This window comes from Methylobacterium sp. Leaf88, assembly GCF_001422795.1.
GTDB lineage: Bacteria > Pseudomonadota > Alphaproteobacteria > Rhizobiales > Beijerinckiaceae > Methylobacterium.
Map to the genome: position 1 here is coordinate 256131 of NZ_LMMK01000001.1, position 17749 is coordinate 273879.

Genomic DNA, 17749 nt, shown 5'->3' on the forward strand with positions numbered 1-17749 from the left:
GTCCTCAGCGCTGCGCGGGGCCCCGCGCGCTGAGCGCGGCCGCGTAGAGAGCCGCCGCGTCCCGATGAAACGCGGCGCGCGAATCCGGTCGGGAATAGAACATGTGCCCGCCCGGGTACACGGCGAGATCGAGACGCCCGCCGCCATAGGCCGGCATCTGGTCGATCAGGAGCTTCGACGCGAAATACGGCGTGACCAGGTCGGTATACCCGTGGGCGACCAGCACCCGCATGTTGCCGTCGAGGGACAGCACGCCGCGCAGGGCGCCGAGGGATTCGGGCGCCGAGCGACCGCCGCCCCAGGTCCAGCCCCGGTTCACCGCCCCGTTGAGGAGTTCGTAGCGCAGATCCGGCACCCGGTAGTTCAGGGTGTCGGTGTAGAGCGCGATCATCGCGCTGGTCAGCGGCGCCTGGAGCGCGGTGAGCAGGGGGTCCTCGAAGCCCGAATGGGCGGCATTCGGGTCCGGGTCCCATCCGGTCACGCCCGTATCGTAGGCGCTGGCGACCCGGCCGGTGTCGCGGCCGATCTCGCGCTGGACGCTCTGGCCGGAGAGACGCCCGGCCTGGCGCCGCACGAAGCTCGGGTCGAGCCCGGTCAGGGCGCCGACCCGGTCGCCGAGTCGTGCCACGGCGGCGCTGTCGGACGGCCCCTTCAGGAGATCGGCGAGGTAGGGTCCGGTGGCGTAGGCCTCTGCGTCGGCCATGGTCTCGCGCGTCGGGATGCCGCCCGCCCGCTCGATGGCGGCGGCGGCGAAGGACGGCAGCTTGATCACGTGGCCCCAGGGGGTCGTGCGCGGTGCCTGCAGCCAGGCGAAATCGAGCACCGGCGAGAGCAGAACCATGCCCGACAGGCCGATGCCGATCTCCTCCTGGAGCTTCGCGGCGATCAACGGCCCGCGGAAGCCGCCATAGCTCTCGCCGACGTAGAATTTCGGCGCCCCCATGCGGTCGTTGGTGCGGAGCCAGCGGGCGATGGCCGAGGCCAGCACGGACGCATCGGGGTCGATGCTCCAGTAGCGCTTGGCATCTCCGTCGGCCGCGCGGCTGTAGCCGGTGCCGACGGGGTCGAGGAACACGAGGTCGGTGAAGTCGAGCCAGGTTCCGTCGTTCGGCACGAGGCCGATCGGCGCCGACGGGCTGATGCTGGCGCCCTCCACCGGCAGGCGCCAAGGCCCGATCGCACCGATGTTGAGGTAGGCGGAGGCGGCGCCCGGCCCGCCATTCACCGCGAAGGTCACGGGGCGCGCCGGATCGCGCGTCTTCCCAGCGCCCTGGCCGGCCAGCGTGTAGGCGATGAACGCGATCTCCGCCTGGAGCTTGCCGGCCTCGTCCACCAGCGGCAGGCTGCCGGCACGGGCGGTGAAGGCGAGCGTGCGCCCATCCGGCAGGGTGACGCTGTGCTCGGTGACGGCGTCCGCGGGGAGCTTGCCGCCCTGGGTGGCGCGCGGCTCGGGCGCTTTTCGCGCCTCGGCCGGACGCTCCGCCTGCGGGGCGGGCTGCGGGGCGGGCTGCGCCTGCAGCGGCGAGGTCGCGATCAGCAGGGCCGCGAGGCCGAAGGCGAGACGTCTCATGGCGGATCCTCTCGGCGATGGTCGGAATGCGGCAGCGACGTCAGGCCTTCTTCTGCCAACGGCCGTCGTCGTCCTGCTGCCAATAGGCGATCGTGTGTCCGGCGGCCTTCGCCTCCTTCCACTGCGCACGGGCGCGCAGCAGGGACTCCTGGTCGGTGCCGTCGAACAGCACGCAGATGCGTGCATAGTCGGCGGCATCGGGCGGCAGGTCGGCGCCCTCCACCAGGAAGCGGATCGACGCGGCGTTCGGGTTCGCATCCTTCAGAGTCAGCACGACGGGCTGGCTGGCCGCGTCGACGTCGCGATCGGTCCCATGCGGCAGGAAGCTGTCGTCGCTGTAGGTCCAGAGCTGGTCGTCCAGGGCCTGGAGCCGCTCCTCGCTGGCCGCCTGGATGGCCGCACGCCACTGGCGCTCCAGAGAGCGCTCCAGCAGGTTCGGGAGCACCTTTTCGAGGGGCTGGTTCTGGAGGTGATAGAACAGGATCTCGGTCACAGGCTGCAAGGTAGTCCGACGCTGCGCCAAAGCCAGCCGCATGGCCGCGCGCCGCGCCTCTTGCGGCGCGCGAATCCACGCGTGAAAACCGCGCAGGTGCGGGCACGGAACAGAACCGGCGGCCCTTCCGCGCGTCACCGTTCGAGGACGCGGCAGGCGATCTGCCGGAACCGTCGGGGGAAGGACCACCATGCCACACGGACATGCGCCGAACGATCGGCGCGGGGTGATGACGGGCGCCTCGAGCGGACGGGGGTTCGCCGCGTCCGCATCCCCCGCCGGGCGGAACCGGCGTTCGTCCTGATGGAGATCGCACCCATCGCCGGCCCGGTCGGGAGGATCTCGCCCGCGGTGTCCGAGCGCCTCGTGCCGCGATCGACCATCGACCTGCACGAGGGGCGTACGCTCGCCTACGCCGAAGCCGGGACCGGATCGCCCGTCGTGCTCATACACGGGACGCTGATGTCCCTGGAAGACATGTGGCTCGGCCTGGTGCCTCACCTCGCCGAGCGGTTCCGGGTCATCGCCGTCGACCGTCCGGGCCATGGTTTCAGCCGGCGCCGGGGCGCGGCCGACGCCGAACTCTGGCGGCAGGCCGCCCTGATCCGGGAGGGCGTTCGGGCGCTCGGCCTGGAGCGGCCGATCATCGTCGGGCATTCCTTCGGTGGCGCGCTGGCGCTGGCGTACGGCCTTCGGTTTCCCGACGAGATCGCCGGTGTCGTCGCCCTGGCGCCGATCTGCTTTCCCGAGCCGCGCCTGGAACACCTGCTGTTCGGCCCTCGGGCGGTGCCGGGTGGGCGTTTCGCGTCCGACCTCCTCGGGCGCACGATGGACCCTGCGCTGCTGCCGCTCCTGTGGAACGCGATGTTTTTGCCGGCCACGATGCCGCCGGACTACGCCGCCGCCAATCCGTTCGGGCTGGCCGGCACCGCAGACCAGCTGGTGGCCGAAGGCGAGGACGCGGCCGGCCTGATGGCCGGCCTGATTCGAAGCGCGCTGGCGTATCCGGCCTGCCGGGTACCCGTCCGGATTCTCGGCGGCGATTCAGATCTTGTCGTCAGTACGCCGCGACACGGCTCTTGGGCCTCGCGGCTCATCCCGGAGGCGGCGTTCACCCTCCTGACGAGGACCGGTCACATGCTGCACCACCAGCATCCCGGGGCCGTCGTGAACGCCGTCCGTGCCATCGCCGGTCACGATCCCGCGCAGGGTTGATCGAATTCGCGCGCCGCACGTTTTCGCTCAGCGTTTGTCAACCGGAAGCCATTATTGCGGTGCACACGCAACCCGTCGGCGCAGCCACAGGCGCCGCACGGCTCCCATCTCCCGATCTCGCCGGATGCCCGAAGCCGGGTGCCGAGCGACCAGCCAAGGATCTCATCCCGTGAGCTTCACCGTCAGCGCGCGCGTCCTGGAGCGGTGCTTCAGTTTCCGCCACAGCTCCGTCCTGGGCGCCGTGGAGCAGGGCTGGTCGCTGATGATCGCGGGGATGACCGAGGTGCGGATCACCGACGCCTCGGGACGCGTCCACTGCCCGAACGCCCTGCATCAGCACCTGTTCGGACCGCGCGAGACGGCGCGGCCCGACACCGATGTCATCGCGCTGGCGGCGTGAGCCGCGCGCGTCAGCGCTGAACGGTCCGCCCACCGAAGGTCGAGAACGACTCGTCGATGACGCCTTTCTGCGCGGCCTCGGCGTCGACCCGAACCTGGATCGCCCCCGTCAGCGCAGGCTCCCCCTCGGTCTCGCCCTTGCTCCGGCCGTCCTCCAGATCGCCCCCCGCCTGTTCCGTACCGGCGCTGTTGCGATCGCCCGCCGCCACAACCGTGATCGCGTTCCGGTCGATGCCGCGCTCCTGAACGAGGTGTTCCACGCTCATCTCGGCATCGCGGCGGGTTTCGAAATCGGCGGTGAAGATCGGCGGCATTCCATGACTCCCTGTGGGGCAGCGACCCCGTGTGAACAGTCAATGGAGCAACGGGGGCGACGTTCCCCAGGAGCCGGGCGCCGCCGTACCCGCCCGGGCGATGCCCCGGAGGCATGGGTCTGAGCCCGGCCGGAACAGCCGTCCGTCGGCCCGACCGTCGCTCCCGCAAGCCGGGAACGACGCGTCAGGCCGCAGGCCGGCGAAGACGGTCGGTGCACGGCCGTTCCGATACCTGGCTAAACCAGACGGCTCTGGACGATGGCAGCGCCGATGAAGCTCTTGAAGAGCGGATGCGGCTCGAACGGGCGGGACTTCAGTTCCGGATGGAACTGCACGCCGATGAACCAGGGATGCCCGACATGCTCGACGGTCTCCGGCAGGAGTCCGTCCGGCGAGAGGCCCGAGAAGCGCAGGCCCTTCGCCTCCAGGCACTCGCGATAGGCCATGTTGACCTCGTAGCGGTGACGGTGGCGCTCGGAGATGTCGGTGGTGCCGTAGATCTCGGCGATCTTCGAATCCGGCCGCAGGCTCGCCTGATAGGCGCCGAGGCGCATGGTGCCGCCGAGGTCGCCGGCCGCGGCGCGGCGCTCGAGCTCATTGCCCTTCAGCCATTCGGTCAGGAGCCCGACCACCGGCTCGCGGGTCTCGCCGAACTCTGTCGAGTTGGCCTCCGCGACGCCGGCGAGCGCCCGGGCCGCTTCGATAACCGCCATCTGCATGCCGAAGCAGATGCCGAAATACGGGATCTTGCGCTCGCGGGCATAACGCGCCGCGCGGATCTTGCCCTCCGCGCCGCGCTGGCCGAAGCCGCCCGGGACGAGGATGCCGTGGATGCCCTCGAGGAACGGTGCGGGATCCTCGCGCTCGAACACCTCGGCTTCGATCCACTCGAGGTTGACCTTGACCCGATGCGCGATGCCACCGTGGGTCAGCGCCTCGGTGAGCGACTTGTAGGCGTCCTTGAGGCCCGTGTACTTGCCCACGATGGCGATGGAGACCTCGCCCTCGGGGTTCTTCACCCGCTCCGAGATCGTGCGCCAGCGCGACAGGTCCGGCTCGTCCTGCGAGGGCAGGCCGAAATGCGCCAGCACCTCCCGGTCGAGACCGGCCTCGCGGTAGGAGAGCGGCACGTCGTAGATCGAGGCGACGTCGCGGGCCTCGATCACGGCGGTCTCGCGGACGTTGCAGAACAGGCCGAGCTTGCGCCGCTCGTCCGTCGGGATCGGCCGGTCGCAGCGGCAGAGCAGCATGTCGGGCTGGATGCCGATGGAGCGCAGCTCCTTCACCGAGTGCTGGGTCGGCTTGGTCTTCAGCTCCCCGGCGGAGGGGATGTAGGGCAGCAGGGTCAGGTGCACGAAGGCGGTGGCGCCGCGGGGCAGCTCCTGCCCGAGCTGCCGGATCGCCTCGAAGAACGGCAGGCCCTCGATGTCGCCGACCGTGCCGCCGATCTCGACCAGCACGAAGTCGAAGGCCTCGTTCCCCTCGAGGACGAAGTCCTTGATCGCGTTGGTCACGTGCGGGATCACCTGGATCGTCGCGCCGAGGTAATCGCCGCGCCGCTCCTTGGTGATGATGTCGAGGTAGATCCGCCCGGTGGTGATGTTGTCGGCCCGCGTCGCGGCGAGGCCGGTGAAGCGCTCGTAATGCCCGAGGTCGAGGTCGGTCTCGGCGCCGTCGTCGGTGACGAACACCTCGCCGTGCTGCGTCGGGCTCATCGTGCCCGGATCGACGTTCAAGTAAGGGTCGAGCTTGCGCAGGCGGACCTTGTAGCCCCGGGCCTGCAGCAGGGCCGCGAGCGCCGCCGATGCGAGACCCTTGCCCAGCGAGGAAACCACGCCGCCGGTGATGAATACGTACCGCGTCATGGGCCTCGGTCCATAAACAAGGGAGAACGATTCGCCAAACAACAAAAACGCCTATCCCCCGCGATACCTGCGCATGCGCGGCGAGGACGTCGTTCGATCGGCGTTGCAACGAGGAGCGGCGTCCGAGCACTTGTCCGAGCACTTGGACGCCGGGTGTCTGGATAACCCCGCGGTTCACCTCGACCCGACCGGGCCCGGCGACCTCGCCGCGGTCACGTCTCGGTCGAAGGCCCCCTCCGTCGGGACATCGACCGGCCGATCAGCGCGACTGCGGGGCCTGCGGCACGGCCGGCTGGGCCGGCGCGGTCTCGGGCACCTGCGCCGGGGTGCCGGGCGCCGAAGTCCCACTCGCCGGAGTCCCGGGCTGGGTGCCGCTCTGACCCCGCAGGGTGTCGAGCAGGTTGCCGGCATTCGGCTGGGTCGCGGGCTGGCTGGTCCCGGTTCCTTCCAGGATCGAGCGCGGGGCCGCACTCCGATGCGACAGGATCGCGAGCGCCATGCTGGTGGTGAAGAACAGGGCGGCGAGGATGGCCGTCGCGCGGGTCAAGGCGTTGGCCTGTCCGCGCCCCGTCATGAAACCCGCCACGCCGCCGCTCCCGCCGCCGCCGAGACCGAGACCGCCCTCGGAGCGCTGGAGAAGGACCACGGCGATGAGGCCGAGGACGACGATGAGATGGATCGAGATCAGAACGGTCTGCATCGGGTTTCCGGAAGCTTCATCATCCGCGCGCCGGTTCCGAGGAGAGACCCGGGCACGAATGCGTTACGGGCCGGTGAGTCCTGGCGCCGCCGACATATCCGCGGGGCCATACACCAGATGGCCCCGCGCGCCAACCGGACCGATGCTTCGGCACCGCGTCGGCCGGCGCGGCAGTCCTTCGAACCCCGGAGTTATCGCGGAGGCAGCCCTAGTCCCGGCGGCGGTAGCGATAGCCGTAGAGGCTGCGCGAGAACCCGAGCCCGGCATAGAGGGCGCGCGCCGGCGCATTCTCGGCGACCACCTGCAGGCAGGCCCCGGTCGCCCCCTCCCGCCGGGCCCAGGCCATCAGGGCCAGGATCAGGCTGCGCGCATGGCCCGCCCGGCGATGGGACGGGTGCGTCGCGACGGATTCGAACACGAGGATCCCGCGATGCAGGACGCCGTAGGCGACGGCCACCGTCCGGTCCGCCTCGATCCGCCGCGCGAACATCCGGGGCAGGATCAGACACGCGATCGAGTCGTGGTAGGTCCGCAGGGCGACCTCGGACACCACGCCCTCGCAGGCGGCCCGCGCCGCCAGCCACGCCGCGTCCGGGGCATTGTCGAGGGCGACGCCCTCCGCCCCGTCGCGGTCGTCCGGCGGAAGCTCGGCGAAGAGCGTGCAGGCCTCGCCCTCGGACCGATAGCCGAGACCGTCGAGCAGGACATCCATCTCGGGCGCGAGATCCGGGACCCGGACGATCAGCGGGCGACCGAGGTTCCGGTAGAGGCTCTCGGCCTCCGCGACGATGCGGGCGGGATCGTCGCGCCAGCCGCGCAGGGGATTGAGGGAGTTCGTCCGACGGGTCGGACCGCCCGAGGCCCGCAGGATCCAGCCGCCGAGGCCGATCTCCAGCGGCGACGGCCGGGCGTTGCGGCAGGCCTCCTCGACGGCCCAGGCCCGATCCGCGTCCGATTGCCGGATCATGTCCGCCGACGAACCATGGGTCACTCCCGCCGAAACCCCGGGACCGAATCCGAACGAAATGGGATTTTTCGGCTCGATCCCTAGCGCAGGTAGGCGCGGGCGATGCCGAGGAAGTCGTCGGCGACCAGGCTGGCGCCGCCGACCAGCGCGCCGTCGACGTTGTCCACCGCCATCAGCTCGCGGGCGTTGCTCGGCTTGACCGAGCCGCCATAGAGGATGCGCACCGCCTGGGCCTCGGCGCCGATGAGTTGGCCGAGCATCTCGCGCAGCGAGGCATGGACCTCGGCGATGTCGGCCGGGGTCGGCGTCAGGCCGGTGCCGATCGCCCAGACCGGCTCGTAGGCGATGACCGTGTCCTTGGCGGTGGCTCCCTTCGGCACGCCGATCGCGAGCTGCGCGCGCACGATGTCGAGGGTCCGGCCCTCCTCGCGCTCCTCCTTCGTCTCGCCGACGCAGATGATGCCGCAGAGGCCCGCGCGGCGGGCGGCCAGCGCCTTGGCGTGCACGCCATCGTCGGTCTCGTGGTGGTAGGCCCGGCGCTCGGAATGGCCGACGATGACGTAGGAGGCTCCGAGATCGGCCAGCATCTCCGCCGAGATGCTGCCGGTGAAGGCGCCGTTCGGCTTGGCGTGGAGATTCTGGCCGCCGATGGCGATCCGCGAGCCGTAGGCGGCGGCCACGCAGGAGGCGATCAGCGTGGAGGGCGGGCAGATGAGCACGTCGACCGTGTCGAGCAGGGCGGCGGTCAGGCCGTTGCGGACGGCTTCCACGACGGCGACCGAGCTGCGCAGGCCGTTCATCTTCCAGTTGCCGGCAACCAGCGGCCGTCGCCCCGACTTCGTCATCCCGTCCCTCGCTGCTAAGGCTTCGCTTCGCGGTCGCGCCGGCCCTAACAGAGCCTCAGGATGGGCGCAAACCGCGAACGCCCTTTGCGGTGACAGCACGGATGGTCTATCGCGGGCGACCTTCCCAGGAATGACGGGCGCTTCCGGCGCCCACGCGACAGGTGCCCGGACGTTCGATGCTGCAGAACATGCGCAAGGCCAGCCAGCACTGGCTCGGCAAGATCATCCTCACGGTGGTCTTCACCTTCCTGATCGCCGGCGTGGCGATCTTCGGCGTCGAGGAATTCTTCCGCGCGGGCTCGTCCACCAGCGTGGCCACCGTGGGCCGGGCGCAGATCTCCGCCGAAACGGTGCGCAGCGCCTATCAGAATCAGCTCCAGCGCTACCAGAGCCAGACCCGCCGCACCCTGACGCCCGATCAGGCCCGGGCCCTCGGCATCGACCGCCAGGTGCTTGCGCAGCTCGTCAGCGAAGCCTCCCTCGACCAGCAGACCGCCGCCCTCGGCCTGAGCATCCCCGACGCGGCCGTGCTGCGCGCGATCCAGGAGGAGAAGAGCTTCCAGGGCGCCGACGGCAAGTTCGATCCCGCCCTCTTCTACCAGACGCTTCAGCGCGCCGGCATCAACGAGGCCACCTTTGTGCGCGAGCAGCGCTCGGTCGCCGCCCGCCTGCAGCTCGCCGAGGCGGTCGCGGCCGACCTGCATGTCCCCGAGGCCCTGCGCGAGGCGGTGCACCGCTACACCACCGAGCGCCGTTCGGTCGCTCTGATGATGCTGCCGCCCTCCGTGGCCGGTGAGATCCCGGCGCCCTCCGAGGATGCGGTCAAGGCGTATTACGAGGACAACAAGTTCGCCTTCCGCGCGCCGGAAGCCCGCGCCGTCACCCTGCTGGTCCTCGACCCGCAGGCGATGGCCAAGCCCGAGGCCGTGACCGCCGAGGACATCGCCAAGCGCTACGATTCCGAGAAGGCGCGGTACGGGACGCCGGAGCGTCGCACGATCCAGCAGATCGTGTATCCCGATCAGGCTGCCGCCGAGGCGGCCCGGACGGCGATCGAAGCCGGCGACAAACCGTTCGAGGCGGCCGCCGCCGAGACCGGCGCCGATGCCAAGAACCTCTCCCTCGGGACGCTCTCCAAGGCGGAGCTGTTCGATCCCGCCGTGGCGGACGCCGCCTTCGCCCTGCCCCTGAACACGGTCAGCGCACCGGTGAAGGGCCGCTTCGGCACCGTCCTCCTGCGCGTCACCGCCATCGAGCCGGGAACGGTGAAACCGCTGGCCGAGGTCTCCGCGGACATCGCCAAGACCATCGCCCTGGAGCGCGCCAACAGCGGCATCGACGCGGCCCACGACGCGATCGAGGACCAGCGCGCCAATTCGAAGCCCCTGGCCGACATCGCCAAGGAGCGCGACCTGCCGCTCCAGACCATTCCGGCCGTCACCGCGCAGGGCCTCGATCCCGCCGGCAGGACCGTCGAGGGCATCCCGGATCGCGACACCACCCTGACCGCCCTGTTCCGGGCCGAGATGGGTGGCGACAACGAGCCCCTGCGCACCAAGACCGGGGGATACATCTGGTACGACGTGACTGGGGTCGACCGCGCCCACGACAAGCCGCTGGATGAGGTGCGCGACGAGGTCGTCGCCCGCTGGCGCGCCGCCGAAGTCCAGAGCCGGCTGCTGGCGAAGGCCAAGGCGCTGTCGGCGCGCCTCGACAAGGGCGAGACCGTCGAGGCCGTCGCCGCGGAAGCGGGCCTGACCGTCCAGAGCCTGACCGACCTGGCCCGCAACCAGGCCCAGGGCGATCTGACGGCCGAGGTTGTCAACCGCGTCTTCGCGACGGCCGTCGACAAGTCGGCTTCCGCAGAGGCCGGCGAGAGCCGCGCCCTGTTCAAGGTCACGGCCGCGACGATGCCGGCCTTCGTTCCCGGCTCGCCGGAGGACGAGGCGATCGGCAAGCGTTTCCAGCCCACCATCGCCGACGATGTCCTGGGTCAGTACATCGGCGACGTGCAGACCTCGGTGGGCGTGACCATCAACCAGGCGGCCTTCCGCCGGGCGATCGGCGGCGGCGAGTACTGAGCCGACGATGTCCGAGGACCCCGCCTTCACGGCCTTCGTCGACGCCTACGAGGCGGGCCGTCCCGCCCTCCTGAACCTCACCCTGGTGGCGGATCTCGAGACGCCCGTCGCCGCCTTCCTGAAGCTGCGGGCCGAGCACCCCGGCACCGCCTTCCTGCTCGAATCCGTCGAGGGGGGCGTCGTGCGCGGACGCTACTCGATGATCGGGCTCGACCCCGACCTGGCCTGGCGCTGCCGCGACGGCCGGGCGGAGATCGCGCGCGGTCCCGACCTGTCGGTGTTCACGCCCGAGGCGGCTGCGCCCCTGGCGAGCCTGCGGGCCCTGATCGCCGAGAGCGCGATCGGCGCGGAGAGCGACACGGATGTGCTGCCGCCGATGGCGGCGGGCCTGTTCGGCTACCTCGGCTACGACATGGTCCGGGCCATGGAAACCCTCGGACGCCCGAACCCCGATCCGCTCGGGGTGCCGGACGCGATCCTCGTGCGACCGCGCGTGATGGTGGTCTTCGACTCGGTGCGCGACCTGATCACCGTGGTCGGCCCGGTGCGCCCGACCGCCGGAATCGGCGCACGCGCCGCCTACGAGGCGACGTTGGGTCGGCTGGAGCGGGTGGCCGAGATCCTCGAAGGCCCCCTCCCCGTCGAGGCCCGTATCGACCCGCACGCGATCGCGCATCCCGAGCCGGTCTCGAACACGACACCCGAAGCGTACCTGGGAATGGTCGCCCGGGCCAAGGAGTACATCGTCGCCGGCGACGTCTTCCAGGTCGTGCTCTCGCAGCGCTTCGAGGCGCCCTTCACCCTGCCGGCCCTCGCCCTCTACCGCTCGCTGCGCCGGACCAACCCGGCCCCGTTCCTGTGCTACCTCGACTTCGAGGATTTCCAGCTCGTCTGCTCGTCGCCCGAGATCCTGGTGCGGGTCCGTGACGGGCGCGTTACCATCCGGCCGATCGCCGGGACGCGCCGGCGCGGCGCGACACCGGCCGAGGACAAGGCGCTGGCCGAGGAACTGCTGGCCGATCCCAAGGAGCGCTCCGAGCACCTCATGCTGCTCGACCTCGGCCGCAACGATGTCGGCCGCGTCGCGCGCATCGGCAGCGTCACGGTCACGGGTTCGTTCTTCCTCGAGTTCTACAGCCAGGTCATGCACATCGTCTCGAACGTCGAGGGCGACCTCGACCCCAAGCACGATGCCCTCGCGGCCCTCGCCGCCGGCTTTCCGGCCGGAACCGTCTCCGGTGCCCCGAAGGTGCGGGCCATGGAGATCATCGACGAACTCGAGCGCGAGAAGCGCGGTCCCTACGGCGGCTGCATCGGCTATTTCGGCGCGCGCGGCGAGATGGACACCTGCATCGTGCTGCGCACCGCCCTGGTGAAGGACGGCCGCATGCACGTCCAGGCCGGTGCCGGCATCGTCTACGATTCCGATCCGGCCTCCGAACAGCAGGAATGCGTCAACAAGGCCAAGGCCCTGTTCCGCGCGGCCGAGGATGCGGTGGTGTTCGCGAGCCGGGCCCGGCGGGGACAGTAGCGCCCGGTTGACGGGTCGCCGGACTCGCGCCACACCGCCGTCATGCCTGCGCGCGAAGCTCCAATGTCCGACGTCCTCGTCATCGACAATTACGATTCCTTCACCTGGAATCTCGTCCACCTGATCGGCCCCCTCTGCGGTTCGATCGACGTGGTGCGCAACGACGCCATCACCACGCAGGAGATCCGCGCGCGCCGGCCCGACGCCGTGGTGCTGTCGCCGGGACCCTGTTCGCCGAACGAGGCCGGCATCTGCCTCGACGTGGTCAAGGACCTCTCGACCGAGATCCCGATCTTCGGCGTCTGCCTCGGGCTCCAGGCCATCGGGCAGGCCTTCGGCGGCGACGTGGTGCGGGCGCCGACGCCGATGCACGGCAAGGTCTCCAGCATCCAGCATCGGGCGTCGGGCATCTTCCGGGGGCTGAACGGGCCGTTCGACGCCACCCGCTACCATTCCCTGGTGGTGGAGCGGGGCGGCTGCCCGACCGATCTCACCGTCACGGCCGAGGCCGACGGCCTGATCATGGGCCTTCAGCATGCCCATCGGCCCGTCCACGGCGTGCAGTTCCACCCCGAAAGCATCCTGTCGCATCACGGATCGCAGATCCTGCGGAATTTCCTGGACATCGCGGCCACGTGGAATGCGGCGCGTGACAAGGGCCGCGACGGCGTGCATTGACGGGTTACGTCGCCTGTCTGGAATCAATCCGGTTCTCCGTGCCGGACCGTCACGCCCGAGCCACATGGAATCCTTCAAGCCCCTCCTCGCCAAGGTCGCCACCGGCGCGGGCCTGGACCGTGCCGAGGCGCGGCAGGCCTTCGACGATCTGCTCTCGGGCGAGGTCACGCCGGTTCAGGCCAGCGCCTTCCTGACGGCGCTGAAGGTCCGCGGCGAGGCCCCGGAGGAGATCGTCGGTGCCGTCGAGGCCATGCGGGCGCGGATGCTGCCGGTGCCCGGCGTCGCGGACGCCGTCGACGTGGTCGGCACCGGCGGCGACCATTCGGGCAGCTACAACGTCTCGACCCTGGCGGCGATCATCACCGCCGCCTGCGGCGTGCCGGTGGCCAAGCACGGCAACCGGGCCGCCACCTCGCGCTCCGGCGCCGCCGACGTGCTCACGGCCCTCGGCGTGCGCATCGGCCTCGCGCCGGACGAACTGAGCCTGTGCCTCGCCGAGGCGGGCCTGTGCTTCATGTTCGCCCAGACCCACCACGCCGCCATGCGCCACGTGGCCCCGGTGCGGGCCGAACTTCCGATGCGGACGATCTTCAACATGCTGGGCCCGCTGGCGAACCCGGCCGGCGTGCGGCGCCAGCTCTTCGGCGTCTCGTCGCCGGCCTGGGCCGAGCCGCTGACCGGCGTCCTGGCGGAACTCGGCAGCGACCGGGTCTGGACCGTGCACGGCAGCGACGGCCTCGACGAGATCACCGTGACCGGCCCCACCGCCGTGGTGGCGCTGACGGACGGCCGGATCTCGCGCTTCACCATCGATCCGCGCGAGGTCGGCCTGCCGCTCCATGGGCTGGAAGCCCTGCGGGGCGGCGACCCGGAGCACAACGCCGCCGCCCTGGCCGGGGTGCTGGATGGGGCGCGCAACGCCTATCGCGACATCGCCGTCCTCAACGCGGGGGCCGCCCTGGTGGTGGCGGAGGCCGCCGGCACCCTGGCGGAGGGTGTCGTCCGGGCCGGCCAGGCCCTCGACAGCGGCGCCGCGCGTGCCACACTCCGGACGCTGGTCCGTCTCTCGAACCGTCGCTCGAACGCCTGAAAGCCCGTCATGTCCGAGCCCAAATCCGGGTCCGTCCCCGAGACCGCGTCCACCGAGCGCAAGGACGTGCTGGCCCGCATCGAGACCTACAAGCGGCGTGAGATCGCCGAGGCGAAGCTGCGGGTGCCGCAGACCAAGCTCGAGAAGCGCATCGCCGACGTCACGCCGCCGCGAGGCTTCGCCGAGGCCATCGCGGCGCATATCGCGCAGAAGCGCCCGGCCCTGATCGCCGAGGTGAAGAAGGCCTCGCCCTCCAAGGGCCTGATCCGCGCGGACTTCGACCCGGCCGTCCTCGCCGCCGCCTACGAGGCCGGCGGCGCCACCTGCCTCTCGGTGCTCACCGACACGCCCTCGTTCCAGGGCAGGCCCGAATACCTCACCGAGGCGCGCGCCGCCTGCGCCCTTCCAGTCCTGCGCAAGGACTTCCTGTTCGAGCCCTACCAGGTGTTCGAGGCGCGGGCCTGGGGCGCCGACTGCATCCTGGTCATCATGGCCTGCCTCGAGGACGACGAGGCCGCCGCCCTGGTGGAGACCGCGCACGACCTCGGCATGGACGTGCTGGTCGAGGTCCACGACACCGAGGAGTTGGCGCGGGCCCTGCCCCTCGGCACCCGGCTGGTGGGCATCAACAACCGCAACCTGAAGACCTTCGAGGTCTCGTTCGAGACCGCGATCCGCCTCGCCGCGGGCGTGCCGGCCGACCGGATCGCCGTGGCCGAGAGCGGCATCGCGGGCCATGCCGACGTGGTCCGGCTCGCGGCGGCCGGCCTCGACACCATCCTGGTCGGCGAGAGCCTGATGCGCGAGGCCGACGTGACGGCGGCCACCCGGCGCCTGCTGTTCGGCGACGCCCAGGCCTGAGGACGCGACGATGGCCGAACTCACTCACCTCGACGCGTCCGGCGCGGCCAACATGGTCGACGTGTCCGAGAAGGACGCGACCACCCGCACCGCCCGCGCGACCGGGCTCGTGGTCATGCTGCCCGAAACCCTGCGGCTGATCCGCGAGGGCGACGCCAAGAAGGGCGACGTCATCGGCACGGCGCGGCTCGCCGGCATCATGGCCGCGAAGCGCACCCACGAGCTCATCCCCCTCTGCCATCCCCTCCTGCTCTCGAAGGTGCGCGTCGATTGCGAGCCCGACGACGGCCTTCCGGGCCTTCGGGTGACGGCGGAGGTGAAGGTGCTGGGGCCGACCGGCGTCGAGATGGAGGCGCTGACCGCGGTCTCGGTGGCCTGTCTGACCATCTACGACATGGTGAAGGCGGCCGATCGCGGCATGCGGATCGAGGGCATCCGGCTGCTCGCCAAGGATGGCGGTCGCTCCGGGGCCTACCGCGCCGAGGATCGCGCTTGAGCGGCGGGCCTCCGAAACGGACGGGGTCCGCGGGCATGATCCCGGTCGCCGAGGCGCTCTCGCGGGTTCTCGAAGGCATTCCGGGTCCGGTCGAGACGGAGACCGTCGCGATCGGGCAGGCCGCCGGGCGTACGCTGGCGGCGGAGGTGCGGGCCACCCGGACGCAACCGCCTTTCCCCGCCTCGGCCATGGACGGTTACGCGGTCCGCAGCGCCGACCTCGCGGACGCGCCCGCCACCCTGCGGCTCATCGGGACCAGTGCCGCCGGGCACGGTTTCGCCGGTGTGGTGGGACCCGGTGAGGCCGTGCGGATCTTCACCGGTGCGCCGGTGCCGGAGGGGGCCGACGCGATCCTGATCCAGGAGAACGCCGAGGCGACATCCGACGGCGTGACCGGGCGGGACTCCGTGCCCGCGGGCCGCTTCATCCGCCCGAGCGGTCTCGATTTCCGCGTGGACGATCGCCTGCTCGCCGCCGGAGACGCGCTAGATCCGCGCCGCATCGCCCTCGCGGCCGCCGGAGGCCACGGCCAACTCTGCGTCCGGCGGCGCCCACGGGTGGCCATCCTCGCCACGGGGGACGAGTTGGTGGCCCCCGGGCAACCGGCGCGATGGGACCAGATCGTCGCCTCGAACGGGCTGGCCGTCGCGGCCCTGGTTCGGGAGGCGGGCGCGGAGGCCATCGATCTCGGAATCGCCGGCGACACCCTCGCGGACCTGGACGATGCGATCCTCCGGGCGGTTTCGGCCGACGCGGATCTCCTGATCACGCTGGGCGGGGCCTCGGTCGGCGACCACGACCTCGTGCAATCGGCCCTGCGGACCCGCGGCCTGGAACTCGGATTCTGGCGGGTTGCGCTCCGGCCCGGAAAACCCCTGATGCACGGGCGCCTCGGCCGGATGGCCGTTCTCGGCCTTCCGGGCAACCCCGTGGCTTCGGTGGTGTGCGGATTGCTGTTCGTGGTTCCGGCGATCCGCGCATTGCTGGGCGATCCGCGGGCGTCGGCGGACCTGTCCGAGCCGGCGATCCTGGGCTGCGACCTGTCTGACAACGACCTGCGCCAGGATTATCTCCGGTCGCGGATCGAGACGGCACCCGACCGGCTCCCGGTGGTCTACCCCGAGAACCGCCAGGATTCCTCGATGCTCTTCGTCCTGGGAGCGGCCGAAGCGCTGCTGATCCGCGCGCCCCATGCCCCGGCTGCCAGGGCCGGGGAGCCCTGCTGCATCCTGAGGCTCGACCGGCGCCTCTGACGTCTCGGCTGGACCTAGACGAGGTAGAGCGTGGCGTCGGCGCGGAAGACCCGCGGGCAATGCACGGCATCCACCCAGACACGCGCCTGGTCGAGACTGATGCTGCGCGAATCGGCGATGTCCTGCAGGGTCATCCAGCGTGACGACATGATCGGCTCCCTCGTGGTTAACGAAGTAACGGCCCAGCCTGTCGTTGGTTTCCTTGCCGGTGACGGACTCGCGTCGCGGCTCAGCGCAGGTACGTGACACTGTAGAGGGTCCGGCGCAGGGCCTCCTCGTCGACCCAGACGCGGCCGTTCTCGCAGGCCTCGCGCATGCCGGGTCGCATACGGGCGCAGTATTCGCCGGTGTTGTCCTGCACCCGATATTGGCAGCGACCGCCGACGTTTCGCCGCCCGATGACCGGACTGGCGTGATCCGCGTGGAGATCCGGGTCCTTGGGATCGCGATCCTCTAGCAGGTACCAGCTGTAGCCGATGGTGGGCACGCGACCGTGGTCCAGGGCGTAATCGATCATCGCCAGGATCCGGCTGATCGCCCGCGGGCTCGGGGGCGTCCCCGAATCCCGCATCTCCACGAACTCGGCCTGATTGGCTGCCAGCCGATAAGACACCGGAAGCAGAGGCACGGGCAGGCCGACCCGTCGGCAGCGTGCGTCCACATGCGCGATCCAGCCCGCATTGAAGGTATCGGTCTGAGGGTGGCGAAGATGGGGGACCGTGCCGGCGAGGCTGCGGAAGCTCATCGGCCGGGGCGCCAGGCGGCTGCGATAGCGCAGGCGATGCAGGGTCGACGCCGCGTAGCGATAGCCGTCGTTGGAGGGCAGATCGCGATCCTCGCAGAAGCCGCCGATGTTGTAGAGGAGCGCGGCCGTATCCTCCTCGCCGCCCTCGATCTTGTCGAAGTAGGGCAGCAGCTTCGGGTTGCCGGCCGGCGACATTTCGGCGGCGTTGCGGCTCCAGGCGATGTCGGCGCGCCAGTTCGGGTGTGCCTTCAGGTGTCGGCGCAGGGCCGGGATGGCCGTCAGGCGCTCGGGATCTACGAAGTAGTATTTCGTGGCGACATCGAGGGGGGCGATCTGGCGCCCCAGCCGATGCGAAATCATGTCGGCGGTGGCGTAGGCGAAGCAGATCGCGCTCTCGCCCTGATTCAGCGGCATCTCACGCGGCGATGGCGACAATCCGACATCGCGTGTCCCCTCGTGCTCCGCGAAGGGGATGCTGGTCGCCACCGGCGCACAGGTGGGATTGCGCACGTAGGCCGGCTTCGGCGGCAGGATGCGGAGATCCACCTGCGCCCGGGCGGGCATGGCCCCGACGGCGAGCGATCCCAGCAGGAACAGGACCGGTGCCGCTCCGTGACGGGCGCCGCCGAGCCGGAGCGAGCCCATC

Annotated in this window: 18 protein-coding genes; 9 read left to right on the forward strand and 9 right to left on the reverse strand. The window is 70.8% G+C overall.

The features are described from left to right. Nucleotides 1–4: 4 nt before the first annotated feature. Together ASF20_RS01035 and ASF20_RS01040 are read right to left on the reverse strand one after the other, a co-directional pair. Nucleotides 5–1570: a peptidase S10 gene (locus tag ASF20_RS01035; RefSeq protein ID WP_056269885.1), complete on the reverse strand. Its 1566-nt coding sequence runs from the start codon at nucleotides 1568–1570 to the stop codon at nucleotides 5–7. Between the two features lie 40 nt (nucleotides 1571–1610). Further along, nucleotides 1611–2063 carry a DNA polymerase III subunit chi gene (locus tag ASF20_RS01040; protein WP_056269888.1) on the reverse strand — a complete coding sequence of 151 codons (453 nt, stop codon included), beginning with the start codon at nucleotides 2061–2063 and terminating at the stop codon, nucleotides 1611–1613. A gap of 351 nt (nucleotides 2064–2414) precedes the next feature. Here ASF20_RS01040 and ASF20_RS01045 point away from each other — a divergent pair, with 351 nt between their 5' ends. Together ASF20_RS01045 and ASF20_RS01050 are read left to right on the forward strand one after the other, a co-directional pair. Next, nucleotides 2415–3278, forward strand: coding sequence for an alpha/beta hydrolase (locus ASF20_RS01045; RefSeq protein WP_244476279.1), 864 nt, complete (start codon nucleotides 2415–2417; stop codon nucleotides 3276–3278). Nucleotides 3279–3447: 169 nt separating this feature from the next. Then, the gene (locus ASF20_RS01050; protein WP_056269892.1) at nucleotides 3448–3678 is read left to right on the forward strand and encodes a hypothetical protein; all 231 of its coding nucleotides are present in this window, start codon (nucleotides 3448–3450) and stop codon (nucleotides 3676–3678) included. 10 nt (nucleotides 3679–3688) lie between these two features. On the opposite strand, the gene ASF20_RS01055 is transcribed toward ASF20_RS01050, so the two are convergent. The 5 genes from ASF20_RS01055 to tpiA all read right to left on the reverse strand — a co-directional run bounded on the left by ASF20_RS01055 (nucleotide 3689) and on the right by tpiA (nucleotide 8368). Further along, on the reverse strand, nucleotides 3689–3991 hold the full coding sequence (locus tag ASF20_RS01055; RefSeq protein WP_056269894.1) for a hypothetical protein: 303 nt from the start codon (nucleotides 3989–3991) through the stop codon (nucleotides 3689–3691). Between the two features lie 236 nt (nucleotides 3992–4227). After that, a complete protein-coding gene (locus tag ASF20_RS01060) occupies nucleotides 4228–5856 on the reverse strand; it encodes a CTP synthase (RefSeq protein ID WP_056216838.1) in 1629 nt (542 codons plus the stop codon). A gap of 259 nt (nucleotides 5857–6115) precedes the next feature. Further along, nucleotides 6116–6556, reverse strand: coding sequence for a preprotein translocase subunit SecG (secG, locus tag ASF20_RS01065; RefSeq protein ID WP_056269897.1), 441 nt, complete (start codon nucleotides 6554–6556; stop codon nucleotides 6116–6118). A gap of 208 nt (nucleotides 6557–6764) precedes the next feature. Then, on the reverse strand, nucleotides 6765–7523 hold the full coding sequence (locus ASF20_RS01070) for a GNAT family N-acetyltransferase (protein WP_056269901.1): 759 nt from the start codon (nucleotides 7521–7523) through the stop codon (nucleotides 6765–6767). Between the two features lie 80 nt (nucleotides 7524–7603). Then, nucleotides 7604–8368, reverse strand: coding sequence for a triose-phosphate isomerase (gene tpiA, locus ASF20_RS01075; RefSeq protein WP_056269904.1), 765 nt, complete (start codon nucleotides 8366–8368; stop codon nucleotides 7604–7606). A gap of 176 nt (nucleotides 8369–8544) precedes the next feature. On the opposite strand from tpiA, the gene ASF20_RS01080 reads away from it, so the two are divergent. The 7 genes from ASF20_RS01080 to glp all read left to right on the forward strand — a co-directional run bounded on the left by ASF20_RS01080 (nucleotide 8545) and on the right by glp (nucleotide 16358). Further along, complete coding sequence (locus ASF20_RS01080) at nucleotides 8545–10449, forward strand: peptidylprolyl isomerase (RefSeq protein ID WP_056269908.1); 1905 nt, start codon at nucleotides 8545–8547, stop codon at nucleotides 10447–10449. A gap of 7 nt (nucleotides 10450–10456) precedes the next feature. Continuing rightward, complete coding sequence (gene trpE, locus ASF20_RS01085; protein WP_056269911.1) at nucleotides 10457–11980, forward strand: anthranilate synthase component I; 1524 nt, start codon at nucleotides 10457–10459, stop codon at nucleotides 11978–11980. A 63-nt stretch (nucleotides 11981–12043) separates the two neighbouring features. After that, a complete protein-coding gene (locus ASF20_RS01090; protein WP_056216817.1) occupies nucleotides 12044–12658 on the forward strand; it encodes an aminodeoxychorismate/anthranilate synthase component II in 615 nt (204 codons plus the stop codon). 64 nt (nucleotides 12659–12722) lie between these two features. After that, complete coding sequence (gene trpD / locus ASF20_RS01095) at nucleotides 12723–13748, forward strand: anthranilate phosphoribosyltransferase (RefSeq protein ID WP_056269914.1); 1026 nt, start codon at nucleotides 12723–12725, stop codon at nucleotides 13746–13748. A gap of 9 nt (nucleotides 13749–13757) precedes the next feature. After that, complete coding sequence (gene trpC / locus ASF20_RS01100; RefSeq protein WP_056269917.1) at nucleotides 13758–14609, forward strand: indole-3-glycerol phosphate synthase TrpC; 852 nt, start codon at nucleotides 13758–13760, stop codon at nucleotides 14607–14609. Between the two features lie 10 nt (nucleotides 14610–14619). After that, nucleotides 14620–15105, forward strand: a complete 486-nt coding sequence (gene moaC, locus ASF20_RS01105; RefSeq protein WP_056216808.1) for a cyclic pyranopterin monophosphate synthase MoaC — start codon at nucleotides 14620–14622, stop codon at nucleotides 15103–15105. Between the two features lie 35 nt (nucleotides 15106–15140). After that, nucleotides 15141–16358, forward strand: coding sequence for a gephyrin-like molybdotransferase Glp (gene glp / locus ASF20_RS01110; RefSeq protein WP_056269921.1), 1218 nt, complete (start codon nucleotides 15141–15143; stop codon nucleotides 16356–16358). A gap of 14 nt (nucleotides 16359–16372) precedes the next feature. On the opposite strand, the gene ASF20_RS25220 is transcribed toward glp, so the two are convergent. Further along, nucleotides 16373–16507 carry a hypothetical protein gene (locus ASF20_RS25220; RefSeq protein ID WP_274534736.1) on the reverse strand — a complete coding sequence of 45 codons (135 nt, stop codon included), beginning with the start codon at nucleotides 16505–16507 and terminating at the stop codon, nucleotides 16373–16375. Between the two features lie 80 nt (nucleotides 16508–16587). Continuing rightward, the gene (locus ASF20_RS01115; RefSeq protein WP_348271538.1) at nucleotides 16588–17748 is read right to left on the reverse strand and encodes a hypothetical protein; all 1161 of its coding nucleotides are present in this window, start codon (nucleotides 17746–17748) and stop codon (nucleotides 16588–16590) included. Nucleotide 17749: the final 1 nt, after the last annotated feature.